Genomic DNA, 15,871 nt, shown 5'->3' with positions numbered 1-15,871 from the left:
ATGTCGTTGCCGCAAAACCGCTGCACACTTTTGCGCGACAGGCTAGAGTGATCAGACTGTCTCCCTTTCGGCCGGAACGGCTTCGACAGGCCTTTCAACCAAGCGGCTGCGGCGTCGGCCGCGCAGCACGACGTAGAAGACCGGCGTCAGGAACAGGCCGAAGAGCGTCACGCCGAGCATGCCCGAGAAAACGGCTGTTCCGAGTGACTGACGCATTTCGGCACCGGGGCCGGTGGCGATGGCAAGCGGCAGAACGCCGAAGATGAAGGCGAATGCCGTCATCAGAATCGGGCGCAGGCGAAGATGGCTGGCCTCGATCGCGGCCTCCACCGGCGATTTGCCTTCCTCTTCCGCCTGTCTTGCAAATTCGACGATCAGAATGGCGTTCTTCGCCGCCAGTCCGATCAGGACGATCAGGCCGATCTGGGTCAGGACGTTGTTGTCCATGCCTCTGAGCCACACTCCAATCAGTGCCGCGAGTACAGCAAGCGGAACGATGAGAATGATCGCAAGTGGCAGAACCCAGCTTTCATATTGGGCGGCCAGCGCCAGGAAGACGAAAATGACGGAGAGGGCGAAGATATAGACGGCGGTGTTGCCGGTATGAGTCTCCTGATAGGCGAGTTCCGTCCATTCGAAAGTCGTTCCCGGCGGCAGGATCTTGGCGGCCAGTTCCTCCATCTTTTTGATGGCATCGCCGGTCGAGGTGCCGGGGGTCGGATTGCCTTGGAGCGGCACCGAGACATACATGTTATAGCGCTGGACAAGCGCCGGTCCGCTGGAATCCTGAATGTCCATCAGCGTTCCCAAAGGCACGAGCGCACCGGTGGCCGAGCGCACCTTCAGGGCGAGGATGTCTTCCTTGTCCATCCGGTATTGTCGGTCGGCCTGGGCGCGAACCTGGTAGACACGGCCGAACGCGTTGAAATCATTGACGTAAGCGACGCCGAGATTGACCGAAAGCGCATTGAAGATATTGGGGATCGGCACGTTCAGGAAGCGCGCCTTGTCGCGGTCGATCGACAGGAAATATTGCGGACTGGCATCGGAGAACGTCGTAAAGACACCGGTGAGACCCTCGGTCGTAGCCGCCGCCCCCATCATCTGGCGGGCAAGGCCGAGCACGCGCGTCATATCAGGGTTTTCAAGATCGGAAATCTGCATCTTGAAGCCGCCGGAGTTGCCGACGCCGCGCACGGACGGCGGCGGGATGGCAATGATGAAGGCTTCCTGGATGCTCTGCAGCTTGCCGAAGAGTTCGCCGATGATCTTGTTGGCGTTCTCTCCGCCTTCCTCGCGTTCGGCAAAGGATTTGAACGGAACGAAGACAACGCCCGAATTCGAAGCATTGGTAAACGTCGCTCCGCTGAAGCCGGCAAACTGCACGGCGTTGCCGACGCCGGGCACGGTTCGGGCGATATCGCCCACCTTCTTGACGACTGCATCGGTACGCGCAAGCGAGGCACCGTCGGGAAGCTGCACGACGATGATCGCGTAACCCTGGTCCATAGTGGGGATGAAGCCCGAGGGAACCCTGGTGCTCATGTACCATGTTGCGCCCAGAAGGGCGGCAAAGGCGAGCATCGAGCAGGTCAGGCCTACCCAGCTTCTGACAAGGTGCCGGACAATCCATGAGTAGCCCGAACTCATCCGGTCGAAGCCGCGATTGAAGCCGCTTGCAAGACCTGTCCCCAGCCGTGAGGCGATGCTCTTGCGCTTCGTCTGGTGATCATGGGCTTTCAGCAATATGCCCGCGAGGGCCGGCGAAAGCGTCAGGGAGTTCAAGGCCGATATGGCAGTGGTGACGGAGATCGTCACGGCGAACTGCCTGTAGAACTGGCCCGATATACCGGGGATGAAAGCCGTCGGCACGAATACCGCGATCAGGACCAACGAGATCGCCACGACAGCGGTTCCGACTTCGTCCATCGTCACGTGCGACGCCTGCTTCGGCGTCATTCCGCGCGCCAGATTTCGCTCGACGTTTTCCACCACCACGATCGCATCGTCGACGACGATGCCGATCGCCAGCACGAGGCCGAAGAGCGTCAGCATGTTGAGCGAAAAGCCGAAGGCGAGCAGAACCGCGAAGGTGCCGATCAGCGATACGGGAATGGCGACGATCGGTATGATCGCGGTCCGCCAGGATTGCAGGAAAACCAGAACGACGATAGCCACCAGGATGGCCGCTTCGGCGATGGTTCTATAGACCTCGTTGATCGAGTCCGAGATGAATTCGGTCGTGTCGTAAACGATGCGATATTCCAGGCCTTCCGGGAAATTCTGGGAAATATCCTTCATCAGCGTCTGGACCTGGTGGGCCGTGTCGAGTGCATTGGTTCCCGGCCGGGCAAAGACGCCGAGCGCGACCGCAGGGTCGTTGTTGAGATAGCTGTTGGTGACGTAGTCCTGGGCGCCAAGTTCGATACGGGCTACATCCTGCAGCTGCACGAGCCGGCCTGCTCCCGTCGATTTGACGATGACATAGCGGAACTCGCGCACATCGGAAAAGCGCCCGTCCGTTCGCACCGTATATTCGAACGCGTTCCTGCCGGTCACCGGCGGTGCGCCGATCTTGCCGCCCGATACCTGGACGTTCTGGTCCCTCAAGGCCGAAACGACGTCGTCGGACGTCATGCCGTAGGCGGAGAGCTTTTCCGGATCGAGCCAGATGCGCATCGAATACTGGCGTTCGCCGAAGATCTGCACGTCGCCGACGCCGTCGAGACGCACGAGCACGTCGCGGATGCGGTTGCGGGCGTAGTTGGAGACGTAGAGCTGGTCGTAGCGATGCGATGGCGACAGGAGGTGCACCACCATCATCAGGTCGGGCGAGCTCTTGTCCGTGGTCACGCCGAGGCGCTGGACTTCCTCGGGAAGGCGGGGAAGGGCGATGGAAACGCGGTTCTGGACTAGGACTTGCACCTTATCTAGATCGGTGCCGAGCTTGAAGGTGATCGTCAGCGACATGGCGCCGTCGGCGCTGGAATAGGAAGACATGTAAAGCATGTCTTCGACGCCGTTGATCTGCTGCTCGAGTGGGGTCGAAACGGTGTCGGCGATGGTCTGCGGGTCGGCGCCCGGATAGGAGGTGCGCACGACGATGGTGGGCGGCGCGATCTCCGGATATTGAGAGACCGGCAGCTGCGTATAGGCGATGCCGCCGACGACCAGAAAGAGGATGGAAATGACGGCCGCGAAGATCGGCCGGTCCACGAAAAAGTGCGCAAATCTCATTGTCCGGTCTCCGCATTCGCGGATTCGGGCGCAGTGTCCTGCCGCTCCTGCGGCAGCTCGCTCATCTGCGGCGTGATGGTCGAGCCAGGCCGGGCGCGCATCAGCCCGTTGACGATGATCGTCTCGTTGCCGTCGAGGCCTTCACGGATGACGCGATAGCCGTAGAGCCGCGGTCCGGGCCTCACGGGCTTGGTCGAAACCTTGCCTTGCGCATCGACCACATAGACGACACGTTCATTCTGGTCGGAGCCGATAGCCTCGTCCGGGACGAGGATGGCCTTGTATGTATTGGAGGCTGCGACCTGCACACGGCCGAACAGGCCCGGCTGCAGGACGAGATCAGGATTTGCAAGGCGGGCGCGGATGCGGATGGTGCCGCTCTCGTTGTCCACCCTGTTCTCGGCAAAATCGAGCTTCCCCATAAAAGGTTTGGCGGTCGGATCGGAGATCGTGACGGATACGTCGACACCGCCGCCTCCGAGCTGCAGGTCCTTGCCCTGCTTGCGTGCGGTGTCGGCGAAATTCAGCAGGCGGCGCTCGTCGACATCGAAATAGAAGTCGATTGGATCGAGGGAGACGATCGTCGTGAGCACCGTCTGGTCGGCCTGCACGAGATTGCCGGTCGAGAGCAAGCGGCGATCGATACGGCCGCTGAGTGGCGCCCGGATCTCGGTATATTCGAGATCGAGAGCCGCGCGGTCGGCCGCGGCCTGAGCGCCGCGGACATTGGCCTCAGCGGAATCGAATTCGCGGCGGCGATCGTCGAGCGTCTGCGCGGATTGGCTGCCGCTCGAAGCGAGAGACTGGGCGCGCTTGTACTGAGCGTCGGCGAAGACAAGAGTGGACTGCGACGCTTCAAGCGTGGCCTTTGCCTGGTTGAGCGCGGTGACGAACGGCCGCTGGTCGATGACGAAAAGCAGGTCGCCCTGTTTGACCAAGGCGCCGTCCTCGAAATGGACTTCCTGTAGGTAGCCCCCGACGCGCGAACGCACGGAGACTTCGTCGACCGGCTGGAAACGGCCGATGAATTCGTCATTGTCGATGACATCGCGCACCACCGGCTTTGCGACCGTGACAGGGGGAGGGGCGGACGGTGCGCCCTGCGCCATCGCGACCAGAGGCATGAACGTGGCGATGCAGCCGAGCATCAATATCGGTCGAAGCGCGAAAGTCATAATCGGTCCCTCCAATCGCGATGGCCGATCGACTGCCACCGAACTTAAGATGAAGTGATGCTATTCATGTCTTGCTGCTTTGAACGAAGGCCTTGCCTCCGTGATTTCCCCCGGCGTTCAATTCTGGAAAGGAAGGCCGGCATGCAATGCAAATCGGAAAAATCGTAACGCTATGAAACTGGATATAAACGGCAGCGGCGAAAAATAGCAAATGCCAATTGGCTGCCGTTCAGCGATCCGTCAAAACTCATGGGCGGCGTCAGCTCTCGACGATTTCGTCGCGGCCGGGCGGCAGGACGGCGAGCTCTGCCCAGTCGAGCTCCTGTTCCAACGCATGGAAAACATCGTCATCAATCTCGTCGGCACGACGCATCTCCGCCAGTTTTCGGCGTTTCGCGGCGATGACGCTGCGGCGCTGCCTATCGAGCCTGCTGACTTCGCGCGGGTGTCTTCCGTCGGCAGCAATCTCACGCTCCGAGGTGTAAACGTCGCGCAGGATTCGGGTGGATTTGTCCTCGCCTTCAAGCTCGGCAAGAGCCGCGTCGATCAATGCCACGCGGGCTTTGGTGAGATCGCGGTTCAGGGATTTGTCCGGATCGAATTTCAGGAAGCGGATCAGCGGCCCGAGCGTCAGCCCCTGGACAATGAGCGTGCCGAGAACGACGGCCAGCGCGCTGAGCAGGATAATATCGCGATCATGGAAGTCGATCGGCAGGGCGAGCGCAGTTGCGAGCGTGACGAGACCGCGCATGCCGCACCAGCCGGCAAGCAGGCTCGCAGCAAATGAGGGAGCGGCTTGTGTCGTGAGACCGCGCTCGGCAAGAAAGGTGATGGCGCGGTTATAGACGAGCACCCAGGCTAGGCGCACGACGATGACGGTGACAAAGACCGCGGTTGCCAAGCTGATCGCAAAACTCAGCCGGCCGGGATCGAGATCGAGGACGATCTGGCGGACCTGCAAGCCCATCAGCAGGAAGGCGAGCACGTTAAGCAGGAAAACCGCGGCTTCCCAAACCGAATAGGAATGAATGCGGTGGCGGGCCGTCTGCCGCTCCGGCATGTAGCGGGCGATCACCATGGCATATGCGACGATCGCCAGGATCGCCGAAAGGTGCAGTCGCTCGGCGATGATCCACGTGCCGAACGTGGCGACGAACTCGAGCAATGTGCCGCCGAGCGTGCCAGCGAGCTTCAGACCAACGATCATGTAGAGACGGCCAAGAAGATAACCGAGGATGAGACCACCCGGCGCTGCCAGCGTCAATTCTGCCAGAATGCTGGTCAGGAAGGCGGGGTTGGTGGCGGCCGCCACTGCGGCGCTGAAGATGAGGAGGGCGACGGCATCGTTGAGCAGACTCTCGCCCTTGAGAATTACATAGGTCTGACGGGGCAGATTGAAGCGGTCGAGCATGACGGTCGCCGCGACCGCATCCGGCGGCGCCACGATGGCGCCGAGTGCGACGGCCACGGCAAGCGGCAGACCGGCCATTGCGACGCCGACTGCGGCAACGGACGCGGCCGTCAAAATGACGGCGATTGCGGCAAGCGAAAAGAGCGGCAGCCAGTTGCGCCTCAACGTCCTCGGCGGCAAATCGTAGGCGGCGTCGAAAAGTACGGGTGCGATGAAGAGCGCCAGCGCAAGCCTGGGATCGATCGCCACCTCCGGAGCCCACGGGAAAGCAGCGACAATGATGCCGGCGATTGCCAGCATGGTGGGATAAGGCACGCGGAACTTCCTGGAGAATTGCAGGAAGATGATCGCCACCAAGAGCAGCGTCAGCATGCTTTCGAAGAACGCCATAGGCCCTCCAGACCATTTCAGCGGATAGTTCTTGCCAGAAACTAGGGCCAGGCGATGCCACGGCCACCGTTCGAGCCTAAAGCTGTGAGGGACGGCAAGCTGCCGGCTGCGGGCTGCGGCATTTTGGCTCCGGTTGCAGAATCTGCGGCTTACGCTCTTGTGCGAGCGCCTGCGCTCAATATATGTGAGCACATCATAAGTATGCTTATAAATATCCGGCATAGGTTTCCATGAACGCCACGCCCACACTCGGATTCCTTCTCCACGATGTCGCACGACTGCTGCGCAAGCGCTTCGAGCAACGCGCCAAGTGTCTTGGGCTGACCCGTTCGCAATGGCAGACGCTCGCCTATCTCTCGAATAACGAGGGCATCCATCAGGGCGGCCTTGCCGAAATTCTCGAAGTCGAGCCGATCACGCTGGTGCGTATTCTCGACAAACTCGCTGAACGCGGGCTCATTGAGCGCCGCCAGCATCCGACTGACCGGCGGATCTGGCTGCTCTACATGCGCGACGAAGCGCATCCTCTGCTCGCCGAAATGCGCGAACTTGGCGATGTGACCCGCGCAGAGGCGCTGGAAGGTGTCTCGGTCGAGCAGCGTGAGCAGCTTTTCCACATCCTGTCCATAATGAAGACCAACCTGGTCCAGGCATGCCGGACCCCGGTTGACGAGAATGAGATGAACGATGGCTGATCAATCTCCCCTCCGCGTCGTTGCCGACGCCAATGCAAAGTCACCTATTGAAGAAAATGAAGCGAAACAGCAGGAAACGGTAGCCGAAGCGCCTTCATCCAGTTCAGCGCCGGCTGTCGCCGTGGCTGCGCCTGGCGGCAACAAGGTCCGCCGCCGGCGCAGTCTCACGCGGCCCGTTCTCTTCGCCCTGCTGCCGGTCGCGCTCGTTGTCGGCGGTTATTATTACGTCAATGGCGGTCAGGTGATGTCGACCGACAACGCCTATGTCCAGGCCGATATGGTCGGGGTCACCACGGATGTCTCGGGCATCGTCGACCGGATCGACGTGCATGAAAACGAGGCGGTCAAGGCGGGGCAGGTGCTCTTCAGCCTGAGGGCCGATTCCTTCAAGATCGCGCTCGACGGCGCCAAAGCGCAGCTCGGCGTGCAGCGCAATCAGATCATGAACCTCAAGGCCAGCTATCAGCAGTCGCTTGCCGAGATCACGCAGGCGCAAGCCGATCTGCCCTATTACCAGGATCAGTTCGACCGGCAGCAGGCCCTCGTCAACAACGGCAGCGCGACGCAATCCGCCTATGACGAGGCCAAGCACAATCTCGAGGCCGCTCAGCAGAAGGTTGCCGTCGCCAAGGCGGAAGCAGCAACGACGCTCGCCCAGCTCGGCGGCAGGGCCGACCAGCCGGTCGAGGAAAACCCGCTCTACCTGCAGGCCAAATCGCAGGTCGACAACGCCCAGCGCGAGTTCGACCACAGTGTCGTCAAGGCGCCCTTCGACGGCATCGTCACCAATGTCAACGCGCTGCAGGTCGGCTCCTACCTGCAGGCCTCGCAGCAGGCCTTCTCGCTCGTCGCTACCGACCATTTGTGGATAGCCGCCAGCCCGAAGGAAACCGAGCTGACTTACGTCAAGCCTGGGCAGTCGGCCGAGATCCATGTCGACACTTATCCCGGCGTGAGCTGGAGGGGCAAGGTCGAGAGCATCAGCCCGGCTTCGGGTTCCAGCTTCTCGCTGCTGCCGGCGCAGAACACCACCGGCAACTGGGTGAAGGTCGTGCAGCGCATTCCGATGCGCGTCAGCATCGAGGATGCCGCAGGCAAGCCGCCGTTGCGCGTCGGCATGAGCACGGTCGTCGATGTCGATACCGGCCATGCCCGCGGCCTGCCCGATTTCGTCAACACGCTTCTGGGCCGGCCTCAGGGCAAGGACCATGAGTAACGCTCCCGCATCTCCGGCGACCCGGGTCGCCAATCGCGGCGCGATCACGGCCTGCGTCATTCTCGCCGTCATCATGCAGGCGCTGGACACGACGATCGCCAACGTGGCGCTGCCCTATATCCAGGGCAGCGTGTCGGCCTCCGCCGACCAGATCAATTGGGTGCTCACCTCCTATATCGTTGCGGCGGCGATCATGACGCCGCCCTCCGGTTTCCTCGCCGCCAAATTCGGCCGCAAGCGCGTGCTGCTCGTCGCTATCGCTGGCTTCGTGGCCGCCTCCGTTCTCTGCGGCCTGGCGCAATCGCTGAACCAGATCGTTGCCTTCCGCCTGCTGCAGGGCCTGTTCGGCGCCTCGCTGGTGCCGCTTTCCCAGGGCATTCTCCTCGACATCTATACGGTGGAGGAACGCGGCTCGGCCATGGCGCTTTTCGGCGTCTCGGTCATGGTCGGGCCGGTGCTCGGCCCGGTCATCGGCGGCTGGCTGACCGACAATATCAGCTGGCGCTGGGTGTTCTATATCAACGTGCCGATCGGCGCGCTCGCCTTCATGGGCATCGTCGTCTTCGTTGCCGAGACCAAGCGGGATGCACTCGCCAAACTCGACTGGTTCGGCTTCGGGATGATGAGCCTGTTCATCGCCGCGCTGCAGCTCTTCCTCGACCGCGGCGAGCAGCTCGACTGGTTCTCTTCGGGCGAGATCATGGTCGAAGCGATTGTCTGCGCCGCCGCCTTCTATCTGCTTCTGGTGCACACGCTGACCGCAGAGAAATCCTTCGTCAATCCGAAGCTGTTTCTTGACCAGAACTTCACGGTGAGCATGATCTTCATCTTCGTGGTTGGCGTCACCTACCTCGCCTCGCTGGCGCTGATGACCCCCTATCTGCAGACGCTGATGGGCTATCCCGTCATCACCGCCGGCATCGTCATGGGGCCGCGCGGGCTCGGCACCATGCTCTGTATGTTCATTGTCGGGCGGCTGATCGGCAAGGTCGATACGCGCTTGCTGCTGGTGCTCGGTCTCGGCCTGACAGCCTGGGCGATGTACGATATGACGGGATGGACGCCTGATGTTTCGCAATGGACGATCGTCTCGGTCGGCTTCATCCAGGGCGCCGGCCTCGGCTTTCTCTTCGTGCCGCTGACGACGATCGCCTTCGCGACGCTGCCCGCCCAAATGCGTGGCGACGGCACCGGCCTCTACAATCTGTCGCGAAACATCGGCTCGGCGGTCGGCATCTCGATCGTCTCGGCACTGATCGTCGAGAACACGCAGAGCAATCATGAGTCGATCGCCGCCTATGTGACGCCTTTCAACCACGCCTTCAATGCGGCCGCGGCGCAGGGGTTGAGCCCGCTCACGGCCGCCGGCCGCGCTTCGCTCAACGAGATGATCACGCTGCAATCGACCATCATCGCCTATATGGACGATTTCAAGCTCTTGATGTTGATGTCGCTCGCGGTCATTCCGCTGGTGCTGTTGCTGCGCAAGCCGAAGGCCGCGCCTGCCGTCGACCACAGTGCGGTCATGGAGTGATCAGCGAAACGGCTTGCTGAGATATCGCGATCCCTGAATGCCGAAGCGCCATGGTGCTTCGGCATTTTTGGTGATGCCGATGCGTTTGCCAGCGACGATCGGCACCGGCGCGGAGGGTGTCAGCGCGTAAGGCGAGCGGTCGAGCAGCCTGTCGTTGATTTCGATGTCGATGCCGAGCGCCTGGCAGAGCTTGCCCGGGCCGCTGCAGAGCGCCGTCAGCATATCAGTGCCGCGCCGCTCCGTCATAGCGGCAATTCCCGTTTCCGGCTCGAGCGCCCGGATCAGCACGGCCGAGCCCGGATGACAGACGAAGTTCAGGCACCAGTACATGCCGTAGATGCGGTAGATGTAGACATTGCCGGGCTGGCCGAACATGGCGCCGTTGCGCCTGGTGGGCCCTCGAAAACTGTGCGAGGCTTCGTCATCGGGGAAATAGGCTTCGGTCTCGGTGATGCGGCCGCCGGCGCCATCCACGCTCAGATGGCAGCCGAGCAGGTCGCGGGCCACGGTGATCGCGTCGCGCTCGAAAAACGCCCTGAGGCCTTCGCCGGCAAGCGCGCCGGCGCCGATCGCGCCCTTTGTCATTCCACCATCGGTCATAACCGAGCAGATAACATTCGCTGCCGTCGCCGTCATCCCAAAACCATTTGATGAGGCCGGCCGCGTCAGCGGCCGGCATTCGGATCACGCATGGGAATCGAGGATGATGTAACCGAGACCGGGTCGCTCGCCGGGAAGGAATCCTCCAGGCCCTCCTCCAATTCTTCTTCGAGCAAGGCCGGATCCTTGCTGCGCGCGCCGTCGCCATGGGCTGGTTCGATTGCTGCCGCAAGCAGGACCTTGGCGCGCGCGACCGCGTTTTCCAAGGTCAGTTCGGGTGCGCTTCGCAGCGTTACGGCAATGCTGTCTTCGCCTTCACCGCCGAATTCGACGACGAAGCCGTCTTCCGTCTGGTAGACGGTGATATCGCTGAGTGCCATGGCCGTTCCCCCAAACGCGCTCATGTTAGCAAAGCGTGTTTTTGGAATTTTGTCGAGCGAAGACCTTCACCAGCCAATCGATGAAGACGCGCACACGCGGCGAAAGCTGGCGGTTGCGGGGGTAGAGCAGGGAGACCGGCGTGGGGGTCAGCGGAAAATCCTCGAGCACTTGGACCAGCGTGCCGTCGGACAGATCTTTTTCGGCGTGGTAGCGCGGGATCTGGATCAGGCCGAGGCCCATCCTCGCTGCAGCAACATAGCTTTCGGCGGCGTTGACGGTGACGGTCGCCGGAATGGTTATGTCGCGCGCCGCGCCATCGACGATGAATTCGAGCGGCAGCAGACCGCCGGTGCTGCTGGAGCGGAAGCCGACCATGCGGTGGCCGGCAAGCCGGTCCGGATGCTGCGGCAGGCCACGGGCGGCGACATAGGTGGGAGAGGCTAGCGTGATCTCATCAAGCACGGCGACACGCCTGATGGTCATGTCGCTATCCGCAGGCGTACCGACGCGCAGCACACAATCGATGCCTTCGCGCACAAGATCGACCAGCCGGTCGCCTTCGCTCATATAGAACTCGATCTCGGGATAGGTCTCCAGAAAGGACGGCAGGCTCGGCAGCACGAAATGGCGTGCGAGCGTGCCGTGCACATCGACACGCAGCAGGCCTTTCGGTCTGGCGCCGGCAAAGGCCCCTTCCGCATCCTCGATGTCGGCGAGGATCGACAGGCAGCGCTGGTAGTAGGCCTCGCCGTCGAGCGTCGGGCTGACATGGCGTGTCGTGCGCTGGAGCAGGCGCACGCCGAGGCGGGCCTCGAGCTGCTTGACCGCGTCGGTAACGGTCGAGCGCGGCAGGCCCGTGTCTTCCGCTGCGAGGGTGAAGCTGCGGCGCTCCACAACACGGCAGAACACACGCATGGCATCGAATCTGTCCATCTTGTTTGTTCGTGTTCTCCGGATAGTGATGCCGGAGAATGCACGATTAACCGGCGGAAGAAAAGGCGCATCTTCTTCTCATCGAAAACGCGCTGCGGCGTAAAAGGAGAAGAACAATGGCTTCCAACAAAGACAGCAAGGTCGCACTCGTCACCGGCGCTTCCCGCGGTATCGGCGCGGCCGTAGCCAGACGCCTCGCCAGGGAGGGTTTCACCGTCGTCGTCAATTATGCCGGCAGTGCGGCAGCGGCCGAGGACCTCGCCCGGGAGATCGAACAGGCTGGCGGCAGGGCGCTGACGGCCAAGGCGGATGTCAGCAATGCTGAAGCCGTCCGGCGGATGTTCGACGCTGCGGAAGGCGCCTTTGGCGGCGTTGATGTGCTTGTCAACAATGCCGGCATCATGATGCTGTCGCCGCTCGCCGAGACTGACGACGAAAACTTCGATCGCCAGATCGGCGTCAATCTCAAGGGCACGTTCAATACACTCAGGGAAGCGGCCCGGCGTCTGCGCGATGGCGGCAGGGTCATCAACTTTTCGACTTCGGTCGTCGGCTTGAAGCTCGAAACCTACGGCGTTTACGCCGCCACCAAAGCCGCCGTCGAAACGCTGACGGCAATCATGGCCAAGGAGATGCGCGGCCGTAACATCACCGTCAACGCCATTGCGCCCGGGCCGGTGGCGACCGATCTTTTCCTGAACGGCAAGACGGAGGAACTCATTACCCGCATGTCGAAGATGAATCCGCTGGAACGGCTCGGATCGCCCGAGGACATTGCCTCCGCAGTCGCCTTTCTCGCCGGCCCGGACGGCGGCTGGATCAATGGTCAGACACTGCGCGCCAACGGCGGCGTGATCTGATGAAGGCGCCCTCATCGCAATCATGTGATTGAAGATTGTAGGTCTCCCCCCTTACAATCGTGTGGAGAGTGCCTATAGTTGTTTTATCGCGAGAGAGTGGAGTTCCCTGACGCTCTCTCCCGAACCTCCAGAGCCTGCCGCGTCCAGTCTGCGGCGCGACAGGTTCGATGTTCAAATTTTACGGCCCGTCGAAGGTTTCTCTGCCTTCCGGGCCGTCTCTGTTTTGCCGCCGCGCGGCATGCTCTAGAAATCGTTCAGCTTGGCCTCGACCAGGAGCTTGACCAGCCAATCGACGAAGACGCGGACTTTGTTGCTGAGGTGGCGGTTCGGCGGATAGACCACATAGAGCGGCACCGGGTCACGGCGCCAGTCCGGCAGCACGCGGACGAGTTCGCCCCGCCGCATCGGTTCACGCGCCATGAAGGTCGGCACCTGCGCGACGCCGAGCCCCGTCAGGGCCGCGGTCAGATAGGTGCGGCTGTCATTGACCGAGGCAATGCAGCGTGGGGTCGTCTCGACCATTTCGTTGCCCCTGCGAAATTCGAAAGGCAGCGTTCGGTTGTTCTGGGCGCGGAAATAATTGACGGAGTAGTGCGTGGTCTCCAAATCCTCCGGCCGTTCGGGCATGCCGAATTTCTGAATGTAGCTCGGCGAAGCGCAGGTGATCAGTTCCATCTCCGAAACCCGCCGGGCGATCAGTGACTGATCGGTGGGCGTACCGGCCCGCAGCGCGCAATCGACGTTTTCGACCAGATAGTCTACCGTGCGGTCGCCGACCCCTAGGTCCAGACGGATATCCGGATAGCGCTGGTAGAAGTCGCAAAGTGCCGGAACGATAATGGCGTCGGCAAAAGCGCCGCTCATTTCGATGCGCAACCGCCCGCTCGGCAGGCTTTGCGAATTGGAGAGGCTGCCATCGAGTTCCTCCAGCTCGGAGATGATCTGGGCGGCGCGTTCATAATAAAGTGCGCCGTCCGTGGTCACCATGACCCGGCGCGTGGTGCGGTTCAGGAGCTTGGTGCGCAGATGCGCTTCGAGACCCTGAATGAGGTTGGTCACCGTCGCCTTGGGCATGGCGAGCATGTCGGCGGCGCGGGTGAAATTGCCCGTCTCCACGACGCGGATGAAGACGCGCATTGCCGAAAGTTGATCCATCGGTTTCAAGTCCGCAGTTTGCGTTGCACCATTATTCGAGAATCGGAACAGTGTTATCGTGATATTGCTTCTTATTCCCTGTTCTGAATAACAATATCTTTTTTATACGAAATGCAAGCGGCAGGTGTTGTGTGCCTGCGGTTGCGTGCAAAAGAGACCGGACCGATGACGGTAGAATGGAAGGACATGATGCTGGATAAGGTGGCCATCGGCCCCGTTTCCGCGCGTGTCTACCAGGGCGCCGATTACGGCAAGGGTCCGCCCATCGTGCTTTACCTGCATGGGGGCGCATTTCTCGACAGCGAAACGAATGTCGACCGGCCGGTTGCCGTCAGTCTCGCCAAAGCCGGCGCCATCGTCGCCGCCGTCGACTACAGCACACTGTCCGGCAACCTCTTTCCGAAGGCATTGGAAGTCTCCTTCTCCGTTTTCACTTATCTCGCCAACAAGCGCGCCGCCGGTCTGGGCGACCGGAAGTCGCTGCTGTTTGTCGCCGGCGAGGAGGCGGGCGGCAATGTCGCGGCCGGAGTGGCGCTCAAGGCGCGCGATCAGATGCCGGACGCGCTCGACGGCCAGGTACTGATTTCACCGCTGCTCGATCCCTTCATGGGCACGTCGTCGATCCGCAAGGCCGAAGCGATCGGTATGCGGCAGCGCTGGGCGGACGGCTGGAGCCATTATCTGAGCGGTGGCGGCTGCCACCCCTACGCGGCCCCCTGCCTCTGTTCGCGTCTTTCAGGCCTCGCGCCGGCGCTGATATTCACCGCGGAGGATGATCCTCTGCACGACGAAACACTTGGTTACGGTGCCCGCCTGAAAAAGGCCGGCGTCGGTGTGCGCCAGCATGTCCTTCCCGCCGGGACGGGCTGGCCCTCGATTTATGGTGGGAAATCTGGGGAGACACCCGACTGGCAGGAACACGTCAGCCGCCATTTCGGAAGTTTCCTTCAGGACGTAAGTGTCCAACCGCAATTGCATTGAAGAAGATCTGATATTTCGGCGGCCTGGGGCCGCAAGGAGAGTACTGATGACGTCCAGAAGCAAGCGCTGGGCCCTCGTGGGCGCCGGCATAGGACTTATTGCGTCCGTTTCAGGCGCTGCATTGTTTTTCGAGCTGCCGATGAGCACGACGGCTACGGCAGCTTCCGCTCCCGCGCAGCCTCCTGCCGTACCGGTGACGGTGGCCATGGTCGAAGCCCGCGACGTGACGGCCTGGGAGACCTTTTCCGGCCGTCTCGAAGCGGTCGATCGTGTCCAGGTCCGTCCCCGTGTCGAAGGCGCCATCCTTTCGGTGGCTTTCCGTGAGGGGGCGCTGGTGAAGCAGGGTGACCTGCTCTTCACCATCGATCCGGCTCCTTACCAGGCTAGCGTGGCGCAGGCTCAAGGCCAGGTCGCTTCGGCCGAAGCCAAGGTCAGCCTGGCGCAGACCGAGCTTGACCGCGGCCGCAGGCTGTCCGACAACCGCACCATCTCCCAGAGCGATCTTGATCAGCGCCAGAGCGCGCTGGCCGAGGCGCAGGCAGGACTGCGATCAGCGCAGGCTGCGTTGCAGTCGGCTCAGCTCAATCTCGATTACACTCAGGTGCGGGCGCCGGTTTCCGGCCGCATCGGCAAGATCGAGGTGACGACAGGCAACCTGGTTGCGGCCGGATCGGCTTCGCCTGCGCTGACGACACTCGTTTCGGTCGATCCGATCTATGCGAGCTTCAACGCCAGCGAAGAGATGGTGACCCGCGCTCTCGCCCAGTTGCCGCAGACGGACGGCGCTCTGCCGCCCGTCGAAGAGATTCCGGTCGAGGTCGGCACGCTCGCCGACGAAGGCACGCCGATCAAGGGCAAGCTGCAGCTGATCGACAACGAGGTCGACGCATCGAGCGGCACCATCGGCGTGCGCGCCGTCTTCGATAATCCGGGCGGACGCCTTATCCCCGGCCAATTCGTGCGCGTGCGCATGGGCCAGCCGAAGGCTGAGAACAAGATCGTCATCAGCGACCGCGCCGTCGGCACGGACCAGGACAAGAAGTTCGTCTTCGTCGTCGACGGCGACAACAAGGTCGCATACCGGCAGGTGCAGCTCGGCGCTCTGGCTGAGGGGCAGCGGGTGGTTGAAAGCGGCCTCACCGCCGGCGAAAAGATCGTCGTCAACGGTTTGCAGCGCATCCGTCCGGGCGCCGTCGTCATTCCGCAGATGGAAGAGAAAGTCGCGACCGCGCAGTAAGACGCAGCCTTCCCCTCTCGGGGAAGGCCAATTTCCGAAATGACAGGACCCACCGGCGGCTCCCCA

13 protein-coding genes are annotated in these 15,871 nt (G+C 62.0%); 6 read left to right on the top strand and 7 right to left on the bottom strand.

What is annotated here, in order from left to right; translation table 11 throughout:
• Positions 1-51 precede the first annotated feature (51 nt).
• From ACQ7C1_RS13370 to ACQ7C1_RS13360, 3 genes are all read right to left on the bottom strand, one after another.
• The gene (locus tag ACQ7C1_RS13370; protein WP_430958587.1) at positions 52-3,237 is read right to left on the bottom strand and encodes an efflux RND transporter permease subunit; all 3,186 of its coding nucleotides are present in this window, start codon (positions 3,235-3,237) and stop codon (positions 52-54) included.
• The gene (locus ACQ7C1_RS13365) at positions 3,234-4,412 is read right to left on the bottom strand and encodes an efflux RND transporter periplasmic adaptor subunit (RefSeq protein ID WP_430958586.1); all 1,179 of its coding nucleotides are present in this window, start codon (positions 4,410-4,412) and stop codon (positions 3,234-3,236) included. Before ACQ7C1_RS13365 ends, ACQ7C1_RS13370 begins: the two co-directional genes overlap by 4 nt.
• Before the next feature lie 259 nt (positions 4,413-4,671).
• On the bottom strand, positions 4,672-6,213 hold the full coding sequence (locus ACQ7C1_RS13360) for a cation:proton antiporter (RefSeq protein WP_430958585.1): 1,542 nt from the start codon (positions 6,211-6,213) through the stop codon (positions 4,672-4,674).
• 230 nt (positions 6,214-6,443) lie between these two features.
• Between ACQ7C1_RS13360 and ACQ7C1_RS13355 the strand changes: the two genes are divergently transcribed.
• The 3 genes from ACQ7C1_RS13355 to ACQ7C1_RS13345 are packed head-to-tail and all read left to right on the top strand — an operon-like array spanning position 6,444 to position 9,658.
• Complete coding sequence (locus tag ACQ7C1_RS13355) at positions 6,444-6,908, top strand: MarR family winged helix-turn-helix transcriptional regulator (RefSeq protein WP_430958584.1); 465 nt, start codon at positions 6,444-6,446, stop codon at positions 6,906-6,908.
• Positions 6,901-8,124, top strand: a complete 1,224-nt coding sequence (locus ACQ7C1_RS13350) for an HlyD family secretion protein (RefSeq protein ID WP_430958583.1) — start codon at positions 6,901-6,903, stop codon at positions 8,122-8,124. The genes ACQ7C1_RS13355 and ACQ7C1_RS13350 overlap by 8 nt, the downstream gene beginning before the upstream one ends.
• Positions 8,117-9,658: a DHA2 family efflux MFS transporter permease subunit gene (locus ACQ7C1_RS13345; RefSeq protein ID WP_430958582.1), complete on the top strand. Its 1,542-nt coding sequence runs from the start codon at positions 8,117-8,119 to the stop codon at positions 9,656-9,658. Before ACQ7C1_RS13350 ends, ACQ7C1_RS13345 begins: the two co-directional genes overlap by 8 nt.
• On the opposite strand, the gene ACQ7C1_RS13340 is transcribed toward ACQ7C1_RS13345, so the two are convergent.
• The 3 genes from ACQ7C1_RS13340 to ACQ7C1_RS13330 all read right to left on the bottom strand — a co-directional run bounded on the left by ACQ7C1_RS13340 (position 9,659) and on the right by ACQ7C1_RS13330 (position 11,572).
• Complete coding sequence (locus ACQ7C1_RS13340) at positions 9,659-10,258, bottom strand: DNA-3-methyladenine glycosylase (RefSeq protein ID WP_430958639.1); 600 nt, start codon at positions 10,256-10,258, stop codon at positions 9,659-9,661.
• Positions 10,259-10,323: 65 nt separating this feature from the next.
• Complete coding sequence (locus ACQ7C1_RS13335; protein ID WP_184453633.1) at positions 10,324-10,638, bottom strand: hypothetical protein; 315 nt, start codon at positions 10,636-10,638, stop codon at positions 10,324-10,326.
• Positions 10,639-10,663: 25 nt separating this feature from the next.
• Positions 10,664-11,572 (bottom strand): LysR family transcriptional regulator, encoded by a 909-nt coding sequence (locus tag ACQ7C1_RS13330; RefSeq protein ID WP_430958581.1) that lies wholly within the window; start codon positions 11,570-11,572, stop codon positions 10,664-10,666.
• Between the two features lie 116 nt (positions 11,573-11,688).
• Between ACQ7C1_RS13330 and ACQ7C1_RS13325 the strand changes: the two genes are divergently transcribed.
• Positions 11,689-12,432, top strand: coding sequence for an SDR family oxidoreductase (locus tag ACQ7C1_RS13325; RefSeq protein WP_085779215.1), 744 nt, complete (start codon positions 11,689-11,691; stop codon positions 12,430-12,432).
• 243 nt (positions 12,433-12,675) lie between these two features.
• Here the strand turns inward: ACQ7C1_RS13325 and ACQ7C1_RS13320 are convergent, their stop codons facing one another.
• Positions 12,676-13,587: a LysR family transcriptional regulator gene (locus ACQ7C1_RS13320; protein WP_097600688.1), complete on the bottom strand. Its 912-nt coding sequence runs from the start codon at positions 13,585-13,587 to the stop codon at positions 12,676-12,678.
• A 165-nt stretch (positions 13,588-13,752) separates the two neighbouring features.
• On the opposite strand from ACQ7C1_RS13320, the gene ACQ7C1_RS13315 reads away from it, so the two are divergent.
• Positions 13,753-14,568: an alpha/beta hydrolase fold domain-containing protein gene (locus tag ACQ7C1_RS13315; protein WP_430958580.1), complete on the top strand. Its 816-nt coding sequence runs from the start codon at positions 13,753-13,755 to the stop codon at positions 14,566-14,568.
• A 46-nt stretch (positions 14,569-14,614) separates the two neighbouring features.
• Positions 14,615-15,805 (top strand): efflux RND transporter periplasmic adaptor subunit, encoded by a 1,191-nt coding sequence (locus ACQ7C1_RS13310; protein ID WP_097600686.1) that lies wholly within the window; start codon positions 14,615-14,617, stop codon positions 15,803-15,805.
• Positions 15,806-15,871: the final 66 nt, after the last annotated feature.

The organism is Rhizobium sp. Nf11,1 (assembly GCF_050587665.1).
GTDB lineage: Bacteria > Pseudomonadota > Alphaproteobacteria > Rhizobiales > Rhizobiaceae > Rhizobium.
The sequence above is the reverse complement of the archived record's forward strand: the minus strand, read 5'-3'. Positions and strand labels throughout refer to the sequence as shown.

Bases quoted from the DNA above. Each gene is read 5' to 3' on its own strand.
- ACQ7C1_RS13370 (WP_430958587.1), bottom strand. From the start codon at position 3,237: ATGAGATTTGCGCACTTTTTCGTGGACCGGCCGATCTTCGCGGCCGTC.
- ACQ7C1_RS13365 (WP_430958586.1), bottom strand. From the start codon at position 4,412: ATGACTTTCGCGCTTCGACCGATATTGATGCTCGGCTGCATCGCCACG.
- ACQ7C1_RS13360 (WP_430958585.1), bottom strand. From the start codon at position 6,213: ATGGCGTTCTTCGAAAGCATGCTGACGCTGCTCTTGGTGGCGATCATC.
- ACQ7C1_RS13355 (WP_430958584.1), top strand. From the start codon at position 6,444: ATGAACGCCACGCCCACACTCGGATTCCTTCTCCACGATGTCGCACGA.
- ACQ7C1_RS13350 (WP_430958583.1), top strand. From the start codon at position 6,901: ATGGCTGATCAATCTCCCCTCCGCGTCGTTGCCGACGCCAATGCAAAG.
- ACQ7C1_RS13345 (WP_430958582.1), top strand. From the start codon at position 8,117: ATGAGTAACGCTCCCGCATCTCCGGCGACCCGGGTCGCCAATCGCGGC.
- ACQ7C1_RS13340 (WP_430958639.1), bottom strand. From the start codon at position 10,258: ATGACCGATGGTGGAATGACAAAGGGCGCGATCGGCGCCGGCGCGCTT.
- ACQ7C1_RS13335 (WP_184453633.1), bottom strand. From the start codon at position 10,638: ATGGCACTCAGCGATATCACCGTCTACCAGACGGAAGACGGCTTCGTC.
- ACQ7C1_RS13330 (WP_430958581.1), bottom strand. From the start codon at position 11,572: ATGGACAGATTCGATGCCATGCGTGTGTTCTGCCGTGTTGTGGAGCGC.
- ACQ7C1_RS13325 (WP_085779215.1), top strand. From the start codon at position 11,689: ATGGCTTCCAACAAAGACAGCAAGGTCGCACTCGTCACCGGCGCTTCC.
- ACQ7C1_RS13320 (WP_097600688.1), bottom strand. From the start codon at position 13,587: ATGGATCAACTTTCGGCAATGCGCGTCTTCATCCGCGTCGTGGAGACG.
- ACQ7C1_RS13315 (WP_430958580.1), top strand. From the start codon at position 13,753: ATGACGGTAGAATGGAAGGACATGATGCTGGATAAGGTGGCCATCGGC.
- ACQ7C1_RS13310 (WP_097600686.1), top strand. From the start codon at position 14,615: ATGACGTCCAGAAGCAAGCGCTGGGCCCTCGTGGGCGCCGGCATAGGA.